This is a genomic window from Helicobacter sp. 11S03491-1, from assembly GCF_002272835.1.
GTDB lineage: Bacteria > Campylobacterota > Campylobacteria > Campylobacterales > Helicobacteraceae > Helicobacter_J.
Map to the genome: position 1 here is coordinate 134971 of NZ_MLAO01000001.1, position 19750 is coordinate 154720.

17 protein-coding genes are annotated in these 19750 nt (G+C 34.1%); 3 read left to right on the top strand and 14 right to left on the bottom strand.

Annotated features, from left to right (window positions below):
* The first annotated feature begins 286 nt into the window (after window positions 1–286).
* Window positions 287–727 carry a copper resistance protein CopD gene (locus BKH45_RS00635; protein WP_095273538.1) on the top strand — a complete coding sequence of 147 codons (441 nt, stop codon included), beginning with the start codon at window positions 287–289 and terminating at the stop codon, window positions 725–727.
* An 81-nt stretch (window positions 728–808) separates the two neighbouring features.
* On the opposite strand, the gene BKH45_RS00640 is transcribed toward BKH45_RS00635, so the two are convergent.
* Window positions 809–3286 (bottom strand): autotransporter outer membrane beta-barrel domain-containing protein, encoded by a 2478-nt coding sequence (locus tag BKH45_RS00640; protein WP_095273539.1) that lies wholly within the window; start codon window positions 3284–3286, stop codon window positions 809–811.
* Between the two features lie 445 nt (window positions 3287–3731).
* Between BKH45_RS00640 and BKH45_RS00645 the strand changes: the two genes are divergently transcribed.
* Window positions 3732–4790 (top strand): cytochrome-c peroxidase, encoded by a 1059-nt coding sequence (locus tag BKH45_RS00645; protein ID WP_095273540.1) that lies wholly within the window; start codon window positions 3732–3734, stop codon window positions 4788–4790.
* Window positions 4791–4835: 45 nt separating this feature from the next.
* On the opposite strand, the gene BKH45_RS08770 is transcribed toward BKH45_RS00645, so the two are convergent.
* From BKH45_RS08770 to BKH45_RS00695, 10 genes are all read right to left on the bottom strand, one after another.
* Window positions 4836–6071 carry a hypothetical protein gene (locus tag BKH45_RS08770; protein WP_095273541.1) on the bottom strand — a complete coding sequence of 412 codons (1236 nt, stop codon included), beginning with the start codon at window positions 6069–6071 and terminating at the stop codon, window positions 4836–4838.
* Window positions 6068–6703, bottom strand: coding sequence for a uracil-DNA glycosylase family protein (locus BKH45_RS00655; RefSeq protein WP_095273542.1), 636 nt, complete (start codon window positions 6701–6703; stop codon window positions 6068–6070). Before BKH45_RS00655 ends, BKH45_RS08770 begins: the two co-directional genes overlap by 4 nt.
* 23 nt (window positions 6704–6726) lie before the next feature.
* Window positions 6727–8139: an aspartate ammonia-lyase gene (gene aspA / locus BKH45_RS00660; RefSeq protein WP_095273543.1), complete on the bottom strand. Its 1413-nt coding sequence runs from the start codon at window positions 8137–8139 to the stop codon at window positions 6727–6729.
* A gap of 66 nt (window positions 8140–8205) precedes the next feature.
* The gene (gene murA, locus BKH45_RS00665) at window positions 8206–9474 is read right to left on the bottom strand and encodes a UDP-N-acetylglucosamine 1-carboxyvinyltransferase (RefSeq protein ID WP_095273544.1); all 1269 of its coding nucleotides are present in this window, start codon (window positions 9472–9474) and stop codon (window positions 8206–8208) included.
* 3 nt (window positions 9475–9477) lie between these two features.
* Window positions 9478–9876 (bottom strand): hypothetical protein, encoded by a 399-nt coding sequence (locus tag BKH45_RS00670; RefSeq protein WP_095273545.1) that lies wholly within the window; start codon window positions 9874–9876, stop codon window positions 9478–9480.
* Window positions 9877–9888: 12 nt separating this feature from the next.
* Entirely contained in the window at window positions 9889–10710 is an 822-nt protein-coding gene (gene galU / locus BKH45_RS00675) for a UTP--glucose-1-phosphate uridylyltransferase GalU (RefSeq protein ID WP_095273546.1), read from the bottom strand.
* Window positions 10707–12347 carry a lytic transglycosylase domain-containing protein gene (locus BKH45_RS00680; protein WP_095273547.1) on the bottom strand — a complete coding sequence of 547 codons (1641 nt, stop codon included), beginning with the start codon at window positions 12345–12347 and terminating at the stop codon, window positions 10707–10709. Before BKH45_RS00680 ends, galU begins: the two co-directional genes overlap by 4 nt.
* 1 nt (window position 12348) lies before the next feature.
* A complete protein-coding gene (locus BKH45_RS00685) occupies window positions 12349–12645 on the bottom strand; it encodes a YggT family protein (protein WP_095273548.1) in 297 nt (98 codons plus the stop codon).
* On the bottom strand, window positions 12645–13973 hold the full coding sequence (gltX, locus tag BKH45_RS00690; RefSeq protein ID WP_095273549.1) for a glutamate--tRNA ligase: 1329 nt from the start codon (window positions 13971–13973) through the stop codon (window positions 12645–12647). Before gltX ends, BKH45_RS00685 begins: the two co-directional genes overlap by 1 nt.
* Before the next feature lie 53 nt (window positions 13974–14026).
* The gene (locus BKH45_RS00695) at window positions 14027–14605 is read right to left on the bottom strand and encodes a flagellar FLiS export co-chaperone (RefSeq protein WP_095273550.1); all 579 of its coding nucleotides are present in this window, start codon (window positions 14603–14605) and stop codon (window positions 14027–14029) included.
* 120 nt (window positions 14606–14725) lie between these two features.
* Between BKH45_RS00695 and BKH45_RS00700 the strand changes: the two genes are divergently transcribed.
* On the top strand, window positions 14726–16045 hold the full coding sequence (locus BKH45_RS00700) for a M99 family carboxypeptidase catalytic domain-containing protein (protein WP_257874461.1): 1320 nt from the start codon (window positions 14726–14728) through the stop codon (window positions 16043–16045).
* A 62-nt stretch (window positions 16046–16107) separates the two neighbouring features.
* Here the strand turns inward: BKH45_RS00700 and BKH45_RS00705 are convergent, their stop codons facing one another.
* The 3 genes from BKH45_RS00705 to fliI form a co-directional block, all read right to left on the bottom strand.
* The gene (locus BKH45_RS00705; RefSeq protein ID WP_095273551.1) at window positions 16108–17088 is read right to left on the bottom strand and encodes an iron-sulfur cluster assembly scaffold protein; all 981 of its coding nucleotides are present in this window, start codon (window positions 17086–17088) and stop codon (window positions 16108–16110) included.
* A gap of 37 nt (window positions 17089–17125) precedes the next feature.
* Window positions 17126–18295 carry a NifS family cysteine desulfurase gene (locus tag BKH45_RS00710; RefSeq protein WP_095273552.1) on the bottom strand — a complete coding sequence of 390 codons (1170 nt, stop codon included), beginning with the start codon at window positions 18293–18295 and terminating at the stop codon, window positions 17126–17128.
* Between the two features lie 128 nt (window positions 18296–18423).
* Window positions 18424–19725: a flagellar protein export ATPase FliI gene (fliI, locus tag BKH45_RS00715; protein ID WP_095273553.1), complete on the bottom strand. Its 1302-nt coding sequence runs from the start codon at window positions 19723–19725 to the stop codon at window positions 18424–18426.
* Window positions 19726–19750: the final 25 nt, after the last annotated feature.

A 19750-nucleotide genomic window follows, 5' to 3' on the forward strand; every position in this document is an offset into this window, starting at 1 on the left:
CACTCAAGCTAGATTTCCTTTTATATTTTTTGAAAATTACGTGAGATTTTTATTTATTTGCAAATTTTTATTAATTTTAATATTTTTCAATAGTTAAAGACTACAAAATATAACTGTCAGTCTATATTTCTCTATATTTTGATAGATTTTTGAAAAAATAAAAATTTTTACATAGATTTAAAAGTTACTAATTTTCACATATGATTAACTTTTTACCCTAAATAAAAAAATTTGATCTAACTTTTCTGTTATACTTGCTCCACATAATTTCCAAAAAGGAGAAAATATGCAAGCTATTTATCCATTTCTTTTGATCATTCATTTAATTTGTGCGATTATTTTTATAGGTTATCTATTTTTTGATGTGGTTATTTTCCCAAGCATACAAAAAACATTTGGCGAAGAAATATCTTCAAAGGCAGCAGAAGGCATTTCTAAACGAGGCACTAAAATTATGCCTATATGCGTTCTCATTCTTGCTATTAGTGGGGGGATGATGGTAAGCAATTACATCGGAGGGGATTTGGGGTATTTTCACTCAACCTTTCAGAAAATTCTAATACTCAAAATATTCCTGGCATGCCTTATTTTTGCGATGATTATCGTGTCATTAAGCTATAAATTTATTTTCAAAAAACCAAGCCCTATTGGAAAAATTATCCATCCGGTCGCATTAACTTTAGGGATTATTATAGTTGTTCTAGCAAAATTAATGTTTTATGTCTAAACATATCTGCAAATTATCTCCGGATTAAAAATCCGGATTTTTATTATAATTTTAACCTAAAAATAAATCTCTTCTATCAAATCAAAAAATAAATTTCAAAGATGCCATTGCTGTGGTGATAAAAGTCTTTTGATTAGAGAGTTTTGCAGAAGCATTGAGATTTATAAAAAAACTCTGATTCAAGGGTATTTCTCCACCCACGATCACAGAAGCAAAGTTTTCTCTAAAGGGAGCACCGATAGAAACAACACTATCAAGAAAAATAATTTGAGTATTTTTGAGATTGCTATAAAAAGTATATTCCAAAGAAGAGCGAATAAAAAAATACCCTTTTTGAATCATTTTGCGGTATTCCACTCCAACTTCTACTCCCATAAAAGTATCATTTTTTAAAAGATATGAACCGGCAAACACTCCCTTATCTTCACTTATATAATGATTTCGATCAAAAATAAAATTCATACCTATATAAGGCTTAAGCACATGATGACCCAAATTAAATTTAGGACCTGTTTGGAGTAAAAAATTCAATGAATGGGTATGGTATTTTGAATCATTTTTATAAGTTTTCCCAAGTATAGAAACATTTCTGATTGCTTGATTGGCGCTATAACCATAGCCTATAATGGCATCTGCTTCCACAATAGAAATAAGCGCACGCCCATACCCGCCTATTTGCATACTTTGAGTAGTAATATCAACAAAATCACTTTGATTTCCCCCTCCCATATAGCTTAAATATGCGCCTAAAAAAAGATTTTTATTAATCCAACGATCATAGCCTCCATTGATCCCATAACCATATCCATTCCCCGGAGAATCTTTTTGATAAGCTCCCAACAAACCAATATAAACGCTATTATCACTCTTATTTTTTAAAATCTGTTGTTGAAAAACTGAGGGTGAGATTGGATCATATTGTCCATAAACTTCAGAGTGATAATCCCCAACCGTATTGGCTGCATAATGATTATAGGCAACATTGGAAGCTAGAGTCGTGTTTGAAGTCATAGATTTTGCCATGCGATCAAAAATACTCGCCCTATTGATATCAAATCCCAATCTGGCTAATTTGTTTTTATTAACTACAAAATCATTCAAACCTTTGTAGATATCTTGAGCTATATTTTTAATCTGATGGAGCCCCATATTAGTAATATCAAAATGAAGCAAAGGAGATTGTCTATGGATACTATCAATAATATTTTTTTCATTTTCACTTAAGGGAATATTATTTGAAATGATTTCAGAAATACTGCTCCCATTGTTTTTGTTACTAAAAATAATTTTAAGCTTATTGCCATCATTTGTAACCATAGCCTGATAAAATGCACTTGGAGTGCCATCATTTGAAAAAACCTCTTGTGCGCCAAGGAGAGTAGGGTTATATTGTAAAGAAGTTTTGGCATCTACGAACACATAAGGGGTATCTGTCTTAGCGTTTCCTTTATAAAATTCTATTTTTGCATCTGTGAGGGCAACACTATTGGCTATGATTTTTCCAAAAACATTTCCAAGAGAGGCATCGCAATTCCCGCCAAAATCAATCTCAGTGTGCGGAGCAGTTTTAAAAGCCCCTATTATTTCTATCGTCCCTCCATTTAAAGTAATATCACTAAATTCTCTATTGGTAAAATCTCCCCCAATGCGAATATAACCTTTGTTGTTTGCTATAATTTGGGAATGAACGATACTCGCATTATCATATTTACTCAGATCAAGCATACGCCCACTCCCTTGAGAAATAAGACTTTTTTCTATCCTAAACTCACTATTATCAACGCTAATAAAACCTGCCCCTGAATAATAAATACCGGAACCACTTAATCCAAACCCTACTCCATTATAAACATCTCCTCCTTGAATACTGAGTTTGGAATGTTCTTTAATGAGGATCTTTGACTTTGCATTGAGTTTTTTATCGCCAATAATCTCTCCATTTTGTATCTGATAAACATAACCAAAATTATCAAATTCATTAGCAACATTCACGACACTCACCCCGCCCTTTGAAGTTATCAAGCTTCCATAAGTGCCCAATCCCATATCATAACGCCCATTATTAAAAGTCCCTACATTAATACTAAGTTCGCCTCCTTCATTTATGAGACTACCCCCAATATTCACAGAATTTGTAAAGTTTAACTCTCCCGCACCACCATTAGAAAACGATCCTCCATACATCGTAAATTCACTTCCATTAGCTTGAAATTTAGCATCTTGAGCAATTGTGTATGCTTGATTTTTGTCCATAGCAAAATTTGTATTGAGATTTAAAACAAGATTGGAATTTGGGTTAATAGACATATTTCCCATATAAAATGTCGTGATAGGATTTTTGGCTTCTAAGATTAATTTTGAAGGTGTTGGACCCCTACTGGAATAAGCAAAAGAATTTTTGTTATAAAGATAATGATTACTTCCAAAACTACCAAGCTTACCCACTACTTGAATAGTTTTTATTTCAGCATTTTCTAAAAATATGGTGGAAGGCAACTCTGCCCACTCTTCTCCAAATAGCGCACATTCCAAAAATAATAGAATTAATATTTTTTTCATTACATACCTGATTATATGCTATTACTTAAATTATATCTTTATAATTTAATATTTATGTATATTTTTAAAAATTAAAATTTTTATGATTATTTTGTAAAACAGATTCTAAAATAAATTTTTTATTGCAAAAAAATAACCATTAATTCATCTTCTGTTTTCTTAAGATCAAAGACAATTAAAAAATCCAAAACTCTATGGCTAACCTGCAACTCTTAGTTTTGAGTCATTTTATTTTTTATTGCTACAGCACTTATTAACACGTGTTTTCAATATTTTTCAATAAATGTAGTTCTATGATGATAGAAGCAATGAATTCTTATGAATTTTTTATATTTCATATCTTTATAAATCCAAAATATTTTATTATATAATAAATTTTATTTATATATTTACTATTATTGAGTTATAATTGATAACAAAAACAACATACAAACAGGAGAAAACAATGAAAAAAACAGCCTTAATAGGAAGTGTAATTACATTTTGTGCCATTAATGCTTTTGGCGCAATCAATCAAGAGTTGATTCAAAAAGCCAAAAATTCCGGGCTACAACCTATCCCTAGCGGTAAAGCCCTAGCAGCATACCAATTACAAAAAGCCAAAGACACAGACCTGGCCACCGGTTATAACCCCAAAATGACACAAGCTCAAATTGAACTTGGCAAAAAACTTTATTTTGATCCCAGAATCTCAAGCTCTAATCTTATTTCTTGCAATACTTGCCATAACCTTGCCCTAGGCGGGGTCGATGTAGTGCCTGTAGCCATTGGAGAAAAATGGCAGCCCAACCCTCATCACCTCAACTCCCCCACAGTATATAACTCTGTATTTAATTCTGTTCAATTTTGGGATGGGAGAGCTTTTCATTTAGGAGACCAAGCTCAAGGTCCCATTCAAAACCCTGTGGAGATGGCAGCAACCCCAAAACTTGTAGTTGAAAAAATTACCTCTATCCCTGCTTATGTTGATGAATTTAAAAAAGCCTATGGCAATAAAGTAAAAATTGATTTTAAATTAATTGGAGATACTATTGCGATGTTTGAAGAAACACTTGTAACACCTAGTCGTTATGATGATTTTCTCAATGGCAATCCAAAAGCTTTAAGCAAACAAGAGCAAGAAGGGTTAAATACTTTTATTGATAAAGGTTGTATTGCATGTCATAATGGTATCAATTTAGGGGGCACTATGCAACCTTTTGGTATTGTCAAACCTTATGAGTTTGCTAATGTAGGTGACTTTAAAGGCGATGCTAATGGCATGGTCAAAGTCCCAACACTTAGAAATATTGCAGAAACAATGCCTTACTTTCATAATGGACAATATTGGGATGTCAAAGATGCCATCAAAGAAATGGGAGCTATCCAATTGGGGATTACCATCAATGACCAAGAAGCTAAAAAGATCGAAACCTTTTTCCAATCCCTTACAGGCACAAAACCAACAATCACTTATCCTGTCTTAGCTCCTGTTACAGATAAAACTCCAAAACCAATTTTTTAATTCTTTATTTGGGAGATTCCCCAAATAAAGTTTTTTATCCATAAATTAGCGGATTGGCTCAAATATAGAACCCTTTGCACGATAAAGAGTATTAATATATTGGACTTGATTATCGCTAATGAGTTCAGAGAAAAATTTGTTAATTTTAGGATCTTGCAAATCAAAAAACATTTCCACACCAATTGCGGTTGAATAATTTACCCAATCATAACGCAAATCACTGCTAAGAAGTGCTCCATATTCGATTAATTTTTGATTGGTGTGTCCAATAGCATTGACAATATAGAAATTTTGTCTATCTTTGGGCCGCACAAGCATCAACAAAGAAGGGTTATAATTAATTTGAGTAGAGAGAATTTTAATGGGTTTTTTAGTAGAAAAAGCCAGTTGAGAAAGCATCAAGCCACTTTTGACAACAGGCGTATTCAAAACAATGACACTATTTTCCAAAAAATCTTCTTGGATTTTTAGATTTTTTGCAAATGTTGCAGCTTGTTGGGAAGAAACAACATCTTTATAAACCACATTAGAATCCAGAGTATCCAAAATATCTCCCAAGACCAATCCTACAGGGCTATCATCATCATATTCTACAATTGAATTATCCCCTACTAAGGCTACTATCGTTTGCATTTGGGCTTTATAGTCGATGCCTCCGAAATACAAATTCTTAGGCAAATTTGAAATCGTAAGTTGATTTTTGTTGATAGTAGGGATATACGTAGGGATACTCATATAAGTCCCTTGAATAAAATTTTCCACACCCGCTTGAGTAAGCACAGCAATCACAAACTCATATTTTTCTTGCTCAATTTTTGTATAAGCATCATTGAGATCTGAAGAAGTTTCCCCCCCACTATCAAAAACTTTGAAATTAAAATCTCCCCCACGTGTCATCAAATAAGCCAATATGGTATCAATACTCGCCACCGAATAACGCCCAACGATTTTTTTGGGGATTAAAAGGGCAATTTTTATCTGAGAATTTTTTATATTTTGATACATTGAACTTTGCATAAAAGAATCAATCTCAGATAATGCTACAGATAAATTCGCCCGCAACTCTACATTTTGAGTATCATTTTTAAACTTTGCTACAAACGAAAAAATCTTTCCCTCATCATAAAGCTTTTGGAGACATTTTTCATCACATTTATCTGTTGTAATATCTAATACTTCTTGTTTAGGCAGAGGAAGAGGGGATATAATATAGCTTTTAGCAAAAAGGAAAGAAAAGCCCACAAAATACAAAATAACAAAAACAATCCCTTTATTCTTCATAATACTCCTTTTGCAAGTAAAAAATGTTTCATAGCTTCTTTTTTCAAAGATGGATTTTTTAATAACTGACCTAAAGAATAAGTAGCGAGAAATTTCTTACCTTTTTGCAAAAGAATCCGACCATTATGATCGTCAAAATCCAACCCCAATAAATGCGATAATACAAGCTCTCCTAATAAAACAACAATCTGAGTATGATCCATTCTAAGTTGTTCATCTAAATATTGCTTGCACATCAAAATCTCTGAATTTGCTATATGAGAATCGCCTTGATTACATTTTACCAAAGATAACACGCCATATTCTCCGGTATGTAAGGCAAAAATATTTTGAATAATATTTTGAAGCATTTGAGCACTTTTATTTGGCAAAAATACGTTTGAATCATCTATTAAAGGTAGTTGTGAGACAAAAATCACTTTCGCATTAGAGGGCAAAATACCAAAAGCAGGCAAAGCCTTCTTGCTTCTATGGCATAAGACACAATGGGAGATAATATCTTGGAGTGAAGATTTTGGCAAACTTAAGCTTTGAGTTGTAGGCTTAAGATTGATAGCATCTACATATTTTTCTCCAAGCATTTTTTGATAATACAAAAGGCGTAAATAAAACATTTTTTGTATATCATGCATCTTAGAGTACCCTTATTTTCTTATCAAGCTTTATTTTTCTTATACATATGGGGGTTGATCATGTTTTGGGGTTTGAAAATCTCTTCTAATTGTTCTTTATTCAACAAACCTTTCTCCAAAACAACATCATAAACACTTTTGCCTGTTTTCAAACATTCTTTGGCAATAGAAGCAGAGTTTTCATACCCAATATAAGGATTAAGCGCTGTAACAATCCCAATACTATTTAATACAAAATTTTTGCATACATCTTCATTAGCCGTAATCCCATCTACACATTTATGTGCAAGTGTTACCATCGCACGATTGAGCATAACGATTGAATTAAATAAACTATAGCCAATCACAGGTTCAAACACATTAAGTTGCAATTGTCCTCCCTCTGCAGCCATTGTTACCGTAATGTCATGCCCAATAACAGCAAAACATACTTGATTGACCACTTCAGGAATAACCGGATTTACCTTACCGGGCATAATAGAACTTCCCGGTTGCATTTTGGGAAGATTGATTTCATTAATCCCTGCTCGAGGTCCTGAACTTAAAAGTCTCAAATCATTGCATATTTTTGAAAGCTTTACAGATACTCTTTTGAGTACACCGCTAATTTGGACATAAGCACCTGTGCTTTGGGTGGCTTCTATCAAATCTGTTGCCGTAACAAAAGGTCTGCCCGTAACTTCTTGAATTTTTTGCTCTACAATATTTTTATAATCAGGATGAGAATTAATCCCCGTGCCAATTGCTGTCCCTCCAAGATTGATAATTCGCACCAAATTTCTGGCATCCAGTACGCGCTCAATATCTTTGTTAATCATCAATTCAAAAGCCTTAAACTCTTGTCCTAAAGTCATTGGAACAGCATCTTGTAATTGAGTCCTACCCATTTTTAGAATATCTTTAAACTCTTCTGCTTTTTTAGCAAAGGCATCTCTAAGAATACGCATTGATTCAGTCAAACCGCTCAATCTCTCATACAAAGCAATTCTCAATGCTGTAGGGTAGGCATCATTAGTAGATTGAGAAAGATTGACATGATCATTAGGGTGGCAATAATCATATTCGCCTTTTTTATGTCCCATAATTTCAAGAGCAAGATTTGCAATCACTTCATTGGCATTCATATTAGTGCTTGTGCCAGCCCCTCCTTGAATCATATCTACAACAAATTGATCATGATAATTCCCTGCAAGAATCTTATCACAGGCTCTGCAGATAGCCTCTTTAATATTAGCATCAAGCAAACCTAATTCATAATTTGCCAGTGCTGCAGCCTTTTTAACTTGAACAAGGGCGTTGATAAATATTGGAAAATCAGATAGTTTTTCATTGGTAATATGAAAATTTTCAATCGCTCGATGAGTTTGAATCCCATAATATACGTCATTATCAATTTCTAATTCGCCTATAAAATCATGTTCTTTTCTTCTTGACATTTTTAACTCCTCACATATTTTTAATTATTTTATTAGATTATAATCTAATAAAACTAAATAAAAAGTTTATTTTTCTTTTAATCTCTTGATCTGCGCTCCCAAATTAGAAAATTTTTCTTCTAAATGTTCATAACCCCTATCAAGGTGATAAATTCTGTGTATTTTTGTGTTACCTTCTGTAACAAGTCCTGCTAAGACGAGAGCTGAAGAAGCCCGCAAATCTGTTGCCATTACATCTGCGCCAATAAGCTTCTCTCCTCCTGTTACTTTAGCTACATTTCCTCGCAAGGTAATATGAGCTCCTAAACGTTGTAATTCACTCACATGCATAAAACGATTCTCAAATAATCTCTCTTCAATAGAACTACTTCCTTGACATTGAGTAGCTAAAGCCATAAATTGCGCTTGCATGTCAGTTGGAAATCCGGGATATTCTGTTGTAACAATCTCAAAAGCATAGCGCTTTGAAGCAGGTAAGATTTTTAGGCTATTTTGAGTATTCTCAAATTTAAAACCAATTTCTCCAAGCTTGCTTATCATCGCCTCTAAATGTGTGGGAATGATATTTTTAATCGTAATGGCAGAATTTGTAATCGCCCCTGCACATAAATAAGTCCCTGCCTCAATGCGATCAGGTATGACAGAAATATCTTTAAATTCCAATAGTTCCCCTTGAGTCCCCCGTACGCAAAGCTCATTGCTCCCTACTCCTTGTATCTCAACCCCTGCACTTTGGAGAATTTGGCAAAGCTGGACAACCTCAGGTTCTTTTGCAGCATTAATAATGCGTGTAACTCCTTTTGCTAAAGCAGCTGCCATAAGAATATTTTCACTACCGGTAACTGTGATTTTATCAAACATTACATCAGCGCCCTTCAAACCTTTTGGCGCTCTAGCAACAATATACCCGCCTTCTATAGAAATTTCTGCCCCCATTTTTTCCATTGCTTTAATATGCAAATCCACAGGTCTAGCGCCAATTGCGCAACCTCCCGGCAAACTCACTTCACATTTTCCAAATCTAGCCAACAAAGGACCTAAAACCAAAATAGAAGCCCTCATTTTACGCACAATATCATAAATAGCTTTTGTATGAATAATGCGTTCAGAGTGAATTAAAAGCTCATTGGGAGAAACCCATTCAATCTCTGAACCCAAATGCTCCAAAAGTTTTGCCAAAGTCTTTACATCTGCCACATCAGGAAGATTTGAAATTCTCAAGAGATTTTTACACAATAATGCGCTTGCCAAAATAGGGAGAGCAGAATTTTTAGCTCCTGAAATTCTTACCTCTCCTTTGAGAGTCTTGCCCCCTGTAATTTGTAAATAATCCATAACTTAACCTTTTTTTCGATTCTTCAATGCTGTTGTAATTTTATCAGCAATATCTTTTTGTATATCTTCATTAGCATTCTCAAGTTCTTCTGTAAATTCGTTTGCATAATTGCTGTCAAAATATTCAGAAGAAGCGATTTTTTCTACAATCTCCAGCCAATATTTCAGGTCCTTTTTTCCTTGGGGCAAACTTTTAAAATATTTCAAAAATTTACTTATTGCTTGTTCAAAATCTTCCGGTTTCTTACTCCCATCAACCAATAACTCAATATCTCTCAATGCCACAGCCTTATGAGTCGTAGATTTTTGCAGGATTATCCATGCAAACCCCATCATCACAATAGGCAAAGCAAAAAAAATCCCTATTGCCCAAAAAAATAAATAAAACCAAATATCATACATTAACTATCTCCATTAATGCAATAACTGATAAAAATCATTAGTAGCTTTTACAAACCCATCAATACTACCGCAATCATAGCGCCTGCCTTGAAACTTATAAGCAAGTACATGCCCTGATTTTGCTTGTTCAAGCAGGGCATCAGTAATTTGAATCTCTCCCTTTTTTCCCGGTTTTGTTACCCTTAATATATCAAAAATATCTGGAGTTAAAATATACCTGCCAATGACGGCTAAATTACTTGGAGATTCATATTTTAAAGGCTTTTCAACCATATTAAATACGCGATATACCCCCTCTTGGATTTCTTCTCCTTCAATAATCCCATATTTATCAACTTCTTCCATAGGCACTTCTTCAATAGCCACAATAGAACAATGGTATTTTTTATACAAATCTATCATTTGGGCAAGCACTCCTTTTCCTTGTAAATTGGTACATAAATCATCTGCAAGGATAACAGCAAAAGCTTCTTTTCCTATCAATATTTCTCCTGTAAGGATAGCATGCCCAAGTCCTCTCATTTCATTTTGACGCGTATAAGAAAAACTGCAAGCATTAATGAGAGATCTAATTTCTCTCAGATAACTTTCTTTATCCGTGCCCTTAATCTGATGCTCTAACTCATAGCTGATATCAAAATGATCCTCAATGCTTCTTTTCCCTCTTCCTGTAACAATAGCCATCATTTGACACCCTGCTTCAAGAGCTTCTTCAACCCCATATTGAATCAAAGGCTTATTGACAATAGGAAGCATTTCTTTAGGCATTGCCTTAGTTGCAGGGAGAAATCTCGTTCCATATCCTGCTGCCGGAAAAAGGCATTTACTAATCATTTTTTGTCCTTTGTGTAAATAAGGGTTTGTTGCAGCAATTTTTCCAGATCAATATAATGCCCAAAAAGTTCTTGATAAATCACATAATTTGCTATTACCTTCATCCCATAAAATCTTGATTCTTCATATGGCAAAAGCTCCATACTGATCCAAGGCTCATATTTTCTACCCTTCAAAAATAATTCTTTTTTTGCCAATAACCTACGTAAGAATCCCGGTCCTCCATTGTAAGCATAAGAGACAAATAAAGGATGGACAAACTCCTCTTTAAGATGATTGAGATAATAATTTCCAAAATTCAAAGCTGTTTTAGGATCAAACATATCAAAAAGATCGATATCCTTAAGATTCATTTCTTTAGCAAAAGGAAGAACATTAAAGGGCATAATTTGCATCATCCCCAGCGCATAAGATCGTGATATGAGAGCCGGAAGCAAATGACTTTCTTGTCTGGCTATGGCATAGACCATTGATTTTTCATCATCATCTTTCCATAGAAGCAAGTCTTCATAAGGAGTAACAAAATAATTAATTTTATATTTATTCAAACGATTAAGAAAAAAAACGAGATGAGGGAGTGTCTTATCATATTTAAAATATTTCAAAACTTTTTTATATTCTTCATTGTCATTAATGGCAAAAATATTATCCTTCAAAATCTGCCACTCAAAAGGATCTCTAATATTAAAATCAGGCTTTTTATCACTAATATCTGCAAACTCGGAAACAATTTGATATTTTGGTTTAGTATGAAGCCTTTGATTGGCATAAATAGAAAAAATATCCACAAAATCACTTTGGGCTAATTGCTCTAAAAAAAGTCTATTTTTGCTTACCAGATATTGCCAAAATAAGGCTCTATCTCTCATAAATGGATCAATAGCTGCTTCTTGGGATCGTTGAAAATATACAATTGCCTTGTGCTCACGTTTGTGCATAAGCTCGTTAATACCCAATAAAAAAAATGTATTTGCATTTGATTTTGTAATATCAGCTTTGGTTAAAGACTTTTTAAAAGTTTGAAATTTGGGGTCTAAAATAATGCTGTGCAAAACCTTATTAAAAACAGCATTATTTTCATTAGCAAGGGTTTGAAGTTTTTTATAAGGGATTGATCCATCAAAAATCTTAAGCTTTTGCGTATAACTTAGCCCATTAAAAATTGTCCCAAAAATTTTTGCATTTGTATTAAGCATTGCCTTTAGAATATTTTTACTGCGTAAAATAACGATTTCCTCAAAAAGATCGGGATTGTTTGAATGCACTTTATCTAAGATCAATGCAGCATCTTGATCGCTAATTTCTAATACATCAGATAACTTAAGTCCAAAAGCAATACATTGCCCATCTTGAGTTTTGAGTTCTTCAAAATTTAGATTTTTGCAAAAAATATCCTCAGGCATTTGCGTAGGAATTCCTTTGGCTTCCATTGCCTTTTGGATTCTGGGAATTTTGTTTGCCACAAGATCATAAGCGCGTCTGGCATCTTCAATAGAAGTCTTTGGTTCAGAAATAAACCGCCAGATATAAAAATCTCTCACAACTCCTTGTGGCTTACTTTCTAAAAATTTCAAAGTAATATCTTTGCCAAAACTAAAACAACAAAATAAAGCAATACAAAAAAATATTTTCTTCATCTTAAGATAACTTTTGAGCATATACTAATAATATTTTTATCAAAGTCATATTGATAAATTGCAAAACAATAATCACAAACAAAGGAGCAAAATCAATCCCATTATATACAAGAGGAATTTTACTTTTTAGCTTATCGTATAGAGGTTGTGTAAGTTTGGAAAGTATTTGCACAATAGGGCTATGAGGATCAGGACGCACCCAACTAACCAAAGCAGCAATAATTACCACCCATATATACAATGTAATAAGGGTATCCAAAATAGTTGCAATTGCATTTAAAATGCTCCCTAGAATCATTATTCTCCTTTGATCTGCAAAATATCTTTAAGATGTAAGCGTATATGAGGATATAACTCCCCCAAATCAATTCCATGAGATTGCCCTGTTAACAAAATTCGAAGAGACTTAAAAAACTTTTTACCTTCAAGATTGCTGCGCGCCATCATCTCGTTTTTAAATGTCTCATATTCATCTAAAGCTTTAAAATCCTGAATGAGCATTGATTGGAGTATGCTAAAAAGCTTTTTACATTCCATCTCAAAATTCTCTCCTTCGTATTGCCTTGTGATATCTTTGGGTTCAAATATCAACTCTATTTTTTGAATAATTTCTTCCAGCGTGCTTGCTTCTTCCAAATGAAGCTTTGCAATTGCCCCAATTGTTTCGTCTTTTGTATTCAAAAGCATAGCAAATTCACTTTCGCTTAATTTTTTAAGATGTTCTCGATTGATATAACGCAAACGCTTAATATCAAATTTCACCGGAGATTTTGCAATATTTTTTATATCAAACCATTCAATAGCTTCATGGAGACTAAATACCTCAACAGGAGTTTTGTTCCCCATACTAATAAGATAGTTGATAATAGCTTGAGGCAAAAATCCCTGATTTAAAAGCCATGCTACGCTTGATCCGCTATCACGTTTGCTCATTTTTTTGCCATCTTCTCCAAGTATAATAGGCAAATGGGCATATCCGATTTGTTTTTGATAATTCAGGGATTTTTGAATCAAAATTTGCTTGGGCGTATTGCTCACATGATCCTCCCCACGCACAATAAAACTAATATCATAAATCATATCATCACAAGCGCAAGCAAAATTATAAGTAGGGACACCATCTTCACGCAAAATTACAAAACTATCGATTTCAGAAGCAGAGAACTCCAAATCTCCTTTGATGACATCATTAAACTTAATCGTCTCTTTTGATCCATAAAGTCTCACAACCGGATTTTGATTTTGATGTTTTTGAATTTGTGCCCAAGAATCGTCATATCTAAAGGGTATTTTAGAATCAATAGCTTCTTGTTTTTTAGCTTCCAAAAATTCTTTTGTACAATAACAATAAAATGCCTTGCCTTGTTCAAGAAGATAATTTGCGAATTGATGATGACGTTTAAAATTATGGCTTTGATATACTAATTCATCCCATAAGAGTCCAAATAAATTCAAGGTAGATAAAATCTCTTTATCCTTGCCTTCTATATTTCTAAGCAAATCTGTATCTTCAATCCGAATAAGGAATTTTTCTCCTTTTTGCTTAGCAATAATATAGTTAAACAAAGCAGCTCGAAGATTGCCAATATGCATATCCCCTGTCGGCGAAGGAGCAAAACGCAACATAACTTAACCTTTTCATAATTTAATTTTGGAGAATTTTACCAAAATACCGACAACTAAAATCTTTTTAGAAAATCTTTTGAATTAAAATGCTCATAAGAAGGGGTATTTGAAACAGATGCATCAAATATATTTTGACTAGATATTTTTGCACTTACAAGCTCCAAAGAATACTGAAGATCCTCTATTTTATCTTCAAGATAGGCAATCACGCTTTCATATTCTTCTCTCTCAAACAAAGGCATTGGATTTGAAATCTCAAATTCTATTGCTTTAGATTCGCTTTGTATGCTTAAATTTACATCTATTAATGCATTTCCCATAAAAGTACATTTCTCTATAATTTCATTCATTTCTTTGGAGACCATTCCTTTTAAATGCCCATAAGAAGTATCTTTTATGTTTTCATCAATATTATCAATAAGCATTTTTTGAGAACATGCAATCAATTTTTTGATCGCAATATTTAAAATTTGCATCGCCCCTATAAACTCATTAGCACTTTTCATATCCTCTCCAAACTGATGGATCTTGGTAGTTTTATTCCAAATATTTGTATGCACACCAACTTCTTTGGGCTTATCCATACCTTCTAAATGCTTTTTAAAGGTTGCTAAGACATCTTTTTCAAACATAATATTGCCTTTGTGGATGAATTCTATAAATATCTCTAAAATCTGTAGAATAAAAGCACATTTTGTTCCACTACTTTTTAGATATAATACTGGGCAAATTTTAGATAACCAAGGAAACTTTTGAAAAAATTATTTATTTTGGCTCTCTTTTGGACAATGGCTTTTGCCAAACCTCTCGCTCCTATTGATTTTGATGTTATCAAACTTCAAAATAATCCCAATGATCCTACTCTTTTGCTTATGGGAGGTATTCAAGGAGATGAACCGGGAGGATTTAATGCCACTAATATATTCCTCATGCATTATAAGATACTTGATGGGAATGTATGGGTAGTCCCTGTACTCAACAAACATTCTATGCTCTTAAATCATCGTGGAATTTATGATGATATGAATCGTAAATTTGCCGCCCTTTCTCCCAAAGACCCTGAATATAACATTATTAAGCATATCAAATCGCTTATACTTAATCCGGAAGTTAATGCTATTTTTCACCTTCATGATGGCAGTGGTTTTTACCGCCCCACATATGAATCTCCTTTGCTTAACCCCAACAGATGGGGAAATTCTTCTATTATCGATCAAGAGAATCTAAAAGATGTTCCATATGGCAACCTCAAAGAAATCCTCACCCACATCACAGACCAAATCAACAAAAAACTCCTCAAACCTATCCATAAATACTATATTCGCGATACCCACACAGCTAGAGGCGATAAAGAAATGGAAAAAGCCCTCACCTTTTTTGCTATCCGACACAACAAGCCGGCATTTGCAAATGAAGCAAGTAAAAAACTTTCTTTGGAACAAAGAGTATATTATCATTTGCTCGCTATTGAGGGAATGCTTGATGAATTAGGTATCCGGTATGAAAAAGATTTTAATCTAACACCAAATACACTCTATCATCTCATCAATGATAAATCTTTAGATGTAGTCATTGATGAAAATATTTTGTTGCCTCTTTATGGCTTAAGACCCACAATCAATTATTTTCCACTTCCCAAAGACATACAAATAACCCAAATCCCCCTAACTTCAAAAGCCTATATTCTGGGATTACTCCCAAAGAATAATCAAGTATGGCTCAAATATGGTAACAAGCTAATGAGTCGCATCAACCCGGAATATATGGAGTTTGATCATTCACTTAAAGAAATTACAATGATTGTTGATGGAAAAGAACAAAATGTTCGCGTTCCAAGCATTATTGAAGTTAAAGAAAATTTCGAAATTCCTCCCATCAATGGGTATCGTGTTAATGTGATTGGATATGTTATCCCTAATGACACATCTGCTAAGCCCAATGAGACAGGAATTCTTATTAGCCAAAAAGATTGTATTCCAAAATTTTCTATTGACAAAGCAGGAAAAATCTTTCGTATAGAAATTTATAAAGGCGATGCTTTCAGCGGAATGATTTTGATGAAATTTTTATAAAAACATCTCTTTAAACTCTTTAAATTTATCAAGAGATGTTAGTTTTAATTTAAAAATTCTAATTAAATAGGCATTACACGAATATTTTCGTCCAGATTTTGTTGCAAAACACTTTCTATTGCAAACAAAGTCCCTGTAGCAGCACTGGAACACCCGTTGCATGCTCCCATATAGCGAATATAAATATCAATATGCCCATCACCGGTATCTTTGATGTCAATAATCTCCATATTGCCCCCATCCATCATGAGCATAGGTCTGACTGTCTCATCAATAGTCTTATCCACGGCTTTAACCTTTTGCACCATTGTCATATCTTTAAAAGATAACTCGCCACTTGCTGATTTTTGAGCATTTTCTTTAAGTTTTTCAGCTTCCATTTCTGTCCTCACATCTTTTAAAATATCCACAAGATAATGTTCTCTTTTCTCATGCCCACCGGGTCTCACACAGCTTTTGCAAAAAGCGCCTGCTTTTGTATAATTTGTAATTTCTTCTACACTTTTAAGATCGTTTAATCGAATGACTTCTTTAATTGTACTCAAACTCACTCGAGCGCATTCACACACGATAATTTCATCTTCAAAATCTTGAATATCCTTGCCCAAATAAATCCCTGCAGCTTTTTTGATAACATCATATGCCATCACTGAACAGTGCATTTTTTGTCCGGGGACTGCAGGAGTATCAGGATCATCTCTCAAAGCATGCTCAACATCAAGATTAGTGATTTTTACAGCTTCTTGGACTTTTTTGCCCAAACAAAGTTCAATCATCATATCCGAACTTGCAATAGCTGTGCCACAACCAAAACTTTTAAACCTTGCATCAATAATAACATCATTGTCATCTACCAGCCAATATAACCTCACTGCATCTCCACAAGCCTCAGCCCCATAATCTGCTATGATTAACTTAGCATTTTTTGTTTTTGCATCTTCTTGTGTCAAGACACCCAAATGAGTGGGATTATCCATCCTTTCACTAACTTTTTTTGAATACGCATCCCATAAGGCACCGCCTATCAAGTCATTTTTTGCCATTTTTCTTCCTTCAAATATATCAATTATTTTTTAATTATTAAGCCCCATAAGAGCTGGAAATGTTTCTTAATCTTTGAATCGCTTTGTAAAATACTTCCACCGCATAGTCAATCTCTTCTTGAGTATTAAACCGACTAAGAGATATTCTAATGGCTGTATGGGCTAATTCTTTATCTGCCCCAATAGCAACCATTACCGGATTTGCCTCCAAATCCTCACTTGCACAAGCGCTACCTGTAGAAGCTGCGATCCCTGCTTTATTCAAATCCCACAGCATGGCTTCACCTTCAATCCCTCTTACACTTACAAGCGTAGTGTTGGGAACACGATGTTTGCGATCGCCAATAACAAAGACATCATCAATTTTGAGCAAAGCATCTTCAAGTCTATCGCGTAATTTACTTACCACATTTTGTTCATAAGAGAGAGCCTCTACAGCCAATCTCATCGCCTCGCCCATACCAATAATATAAGGCACGTTTAAAGTCCCACTCCGCCTGCCGCGCATGTGTTCGCCACCATGCAATAAAGGAGTTAGCTCAAGCCCTGATCGGATATACAAAGCGCCAATTCCTTTAGGACCATGAAACTTATGTGCAGAAAAAGAAAGAAAATCTACATTTGCCTGAACTACATCTACAGGAATTTTACCAATTGCTTGAACGGCATCTGTATGGAATAACACCCCTGCTTGTTTGCAAATAGCTCCAATTTCTTCAATAGGAAATATTAATCCGGTTTCATTGTTTGCCCACATAATGCTTACTAAAGCCGTTTGTGGAGTGATGGCTTCTTGGACTTGTTTAGCTGAAATTGTACCATCTTTATTAATAGGGAGATAAGTAACCTTAACCCCCAAACTTTCTAAAAATCTACAAGTAGCACCTACTGCCGGATGCTCCACTTCTGTAGTGATGATATGATTTTTTTGACCTGTGTAAATTTTATCAAAATACACACCTTTTAAAACCCAATTATTGCTCTCAGTCGCACAACTTGTAATGATAATATCATCTTCATTGCGTGCATGAATTCCTTCATAAAGCTTATTCAAGGCATCACTAATTGCAGGATGAATTTCTGTTCCAAATTTATGTAATGAGTTGGGATTTCCATAGTATTTACAAAAATAAGGATCCATTAAATCCTTTACTTTAGGATCTACCATAGTTGTTGCATTATTATCTAAGTATATTCGCTTTTGCATTTTATCTCCTAATCAAGATTCACCGGACAAAACTAAAGTTGTTTCATTGTTTGAGTCGTGTTTTGTCAAGCGAAATCTACAAATAAAAATCTTTTAAAAAGTTTAAATTCTAATTATGGGAAAGAATTTTACATCATATTTATTAATCTATCTATACTCTCTTGATAAGCAAATTTCTCTCTCTCATCTTGCTTGAGAAAATCTTCCATTTGAGGTTTTTTCTCAATTGCTTCATCAAGCTCACTATCATAGCCTTTTTGGTAAGAACCAATACGAATAAGAATTTCATTTTCCTTCAAAAGCGCATAGAGACGGCGAAATTTACGGGCAGATTCTTTATGTTGGGTTGTGATGATTTCATTACTGATTCGTGAAGCAGAATTAAGAATATTAATAGGAGGAAAAACTCCATAATCTGTCAATTCTCTACTCAAAACAATATGCCCATCTAATATGCTGCGAGCTTGATCGGCAATTGGATCAGACAAATCATCGCCTTCTACCAACACTGTAAAAAATGCAGTAATAGACCCCTTACCCTCTTCTTTGCCTGCTCGTTCCATCAGTTGTGGTAATAAAGACAATACAGAAGGAGGATAACCTTTACTGGTAGGAGGCTCACCAAGGGCTAACCCAATCTCTCTTTGTGCCATTGCAAATCGTGTCACAGAATCCATCATAAAAAGCACATCTTTGCCTTGATTTTTAAAATATTCTGCAACCGCCATAGCACAAAAAGCACCATATTTACGCATAAGAGGTGAATCATCACTGGTAGCAACAATCAAAATAGTGTTACTTAAATCCCCATTAAGATTTTTTTGAACAAATTCAGGCACTTCTCTACCCCGTTCGCCAATAAGCGCAATAACTTTAATTGGAGCCAAACAACCTTTTACAATCATTCCCATCAGTGTAGATTTGCCCACGCCACTCCCGGCAAATATACCCATTTTTTGCCCTTTGCCACAAGTTAGCAACCCATCAATACTTTTTATCCCTACAGGAAAAACTTCATCAATAATACCTCTTTTCATTGCTTTAATAGGAGGAGTAATAACAGGCACAAAAGAAACCTCTCCCAAAGATCCTTTGTCATCTATAGGATTCCCCAATGAATCCAACACTCTCCCAAGCATACCTTCTCCCACAGGAAAAACCAAGCCTTTTTTCTCCAGCATAACTTTATCGCCGGTTTTATACCCTTCTATGAATGAAAATGGTGTGAATCCAAATTTATCTTCTTCACTCACTACAACCATTCCCAGACATTCTTTGCCATCTGTTTTGTTTATTCTGACTATATCCCCTACCGAAGGAGTAATGCCATCTGCATACACAATATTTGGAGAAATTTTTTTAATCATGCCATATTGAGGCGAAAGATTTACATTTGATCGAAGTTTTTCCTTGAGTTCTTCAAGCGACATACGCACCCTTAAGATTTTGCTTTTA

Excerpts from the sequence above, each read along its gene's own strand:
- BKH45_RS00635 (WP_095273538.1), top strand. The coding sequence starts at position 287 with ATGCAAGCTATTTATCCATTTCTTTTGATCATTCATTTAATTTGTGCG.
- BKH45_RS00640 (WP_095273539.1), bottom strand. The coding sequence starts at position 3,286 with ATGAAAAAAATATTAATTCTATTATTTTTGGAATGTGCGCTATTTGGA.
- BKH45_RS00645 (WP_095273540.1), top strand. The coding sequence starts at position 3,732 with ATGAAAAAAACAGCCTTAATAGGAAGTGTAATTACATTTTGTGCCATT.
- BKH45_RS08770 (WP_095273541.1), bottom strand. The coding sequence starts at position 6,071 with ATGAAGAATAAAGGGATTGTTTTTGTTATTTTGTATTTTGTGGGCTTT.
- BKH45_RS00655 (WP_095273542.1), bottom strand. The coding sequence starts at position 6,703 with ATGCATGATATACAAAAAATGTTTTATTTACGCCTTTTGTATTATCAA.
- aspA (WP_095273543.1), bottom strand. The coding sequence starts at position 8,139 with ATGTCAAGAAGAAAAGAACATGATTTTATAGGCGAATTAGAAATTGAT.
- murA (WP_095273544.1), bottom strand. The coding sequence starts at position 9,474 with ATGGATTATTTACAAATTACAGGGGGCAAGACTCTCAAAGGAGAGGTA.
- BKH45_RS00670 (WP_095273545.1), bottom strand. The coding sequence starts at position 9,876 with ATGTATGATATTTGGTTTTATTTATTTTTTTGGGCAATAGGGATTTTT.
- galU (WP_095273546.1), bottom strand. The coding sequence starts at position 10,710 with ATGATTAGTAAATGCCTTTTTCCGGCAGCAGGATATGGAACGAGATTT.
- BKH45_RS00680 (WP_095273547.1), bottom strand. The coding sequence starts at position 12,347 with ATGAAGAAAATATTTTTTTGTATTGCTTTATTTTGTTGTTTTAGTTTT.
- BKH45_RS00685 (WP_095273548.1), bottom strand. The coding sequence starts at position 12,645 with ATGATTCTAGGGAGCATTTTAAATGCAATTGCAACTATTTTGGATACC.
- gltX (WP_095273549.1), bottom strand. The coding sequence starts at position 13,973 with ATGTTGCGTTTTGCTCCTTCGCCGACAGGGGATATGCATATTGGCAAT.
- BKH45_RS00695 (WP_095273550.1), bottom strand. The coding sequence starts at position 14,605 with ATGTTTGAAAAAGATGTCTTAGCAACCTTTAAAAAGCATTTAGAAGGT.
- BKH45_RS00705 (WP_095273551.1), bottom strand. The coding sequence starts at position 17,088 with ATGGCAAAAAATGACTTGATAGGCGGTGCCTTATGGGATGCGTATTCA.
- BKH45_RS00710 (WP_095273552.1), bottom strand. The coding sequence starts at position 18,295 with ATGCAAAAGCGAATATACTTAGATAATAATGCAACAACTATGGTAGAT.
- fliI (WP_095273553.1), bottom strand. The coding sequence starts at position 19,725 with ATGTCGCTTGAAGAACTCAAGGAAAAACTTCGATCAAATGTAAATCTT.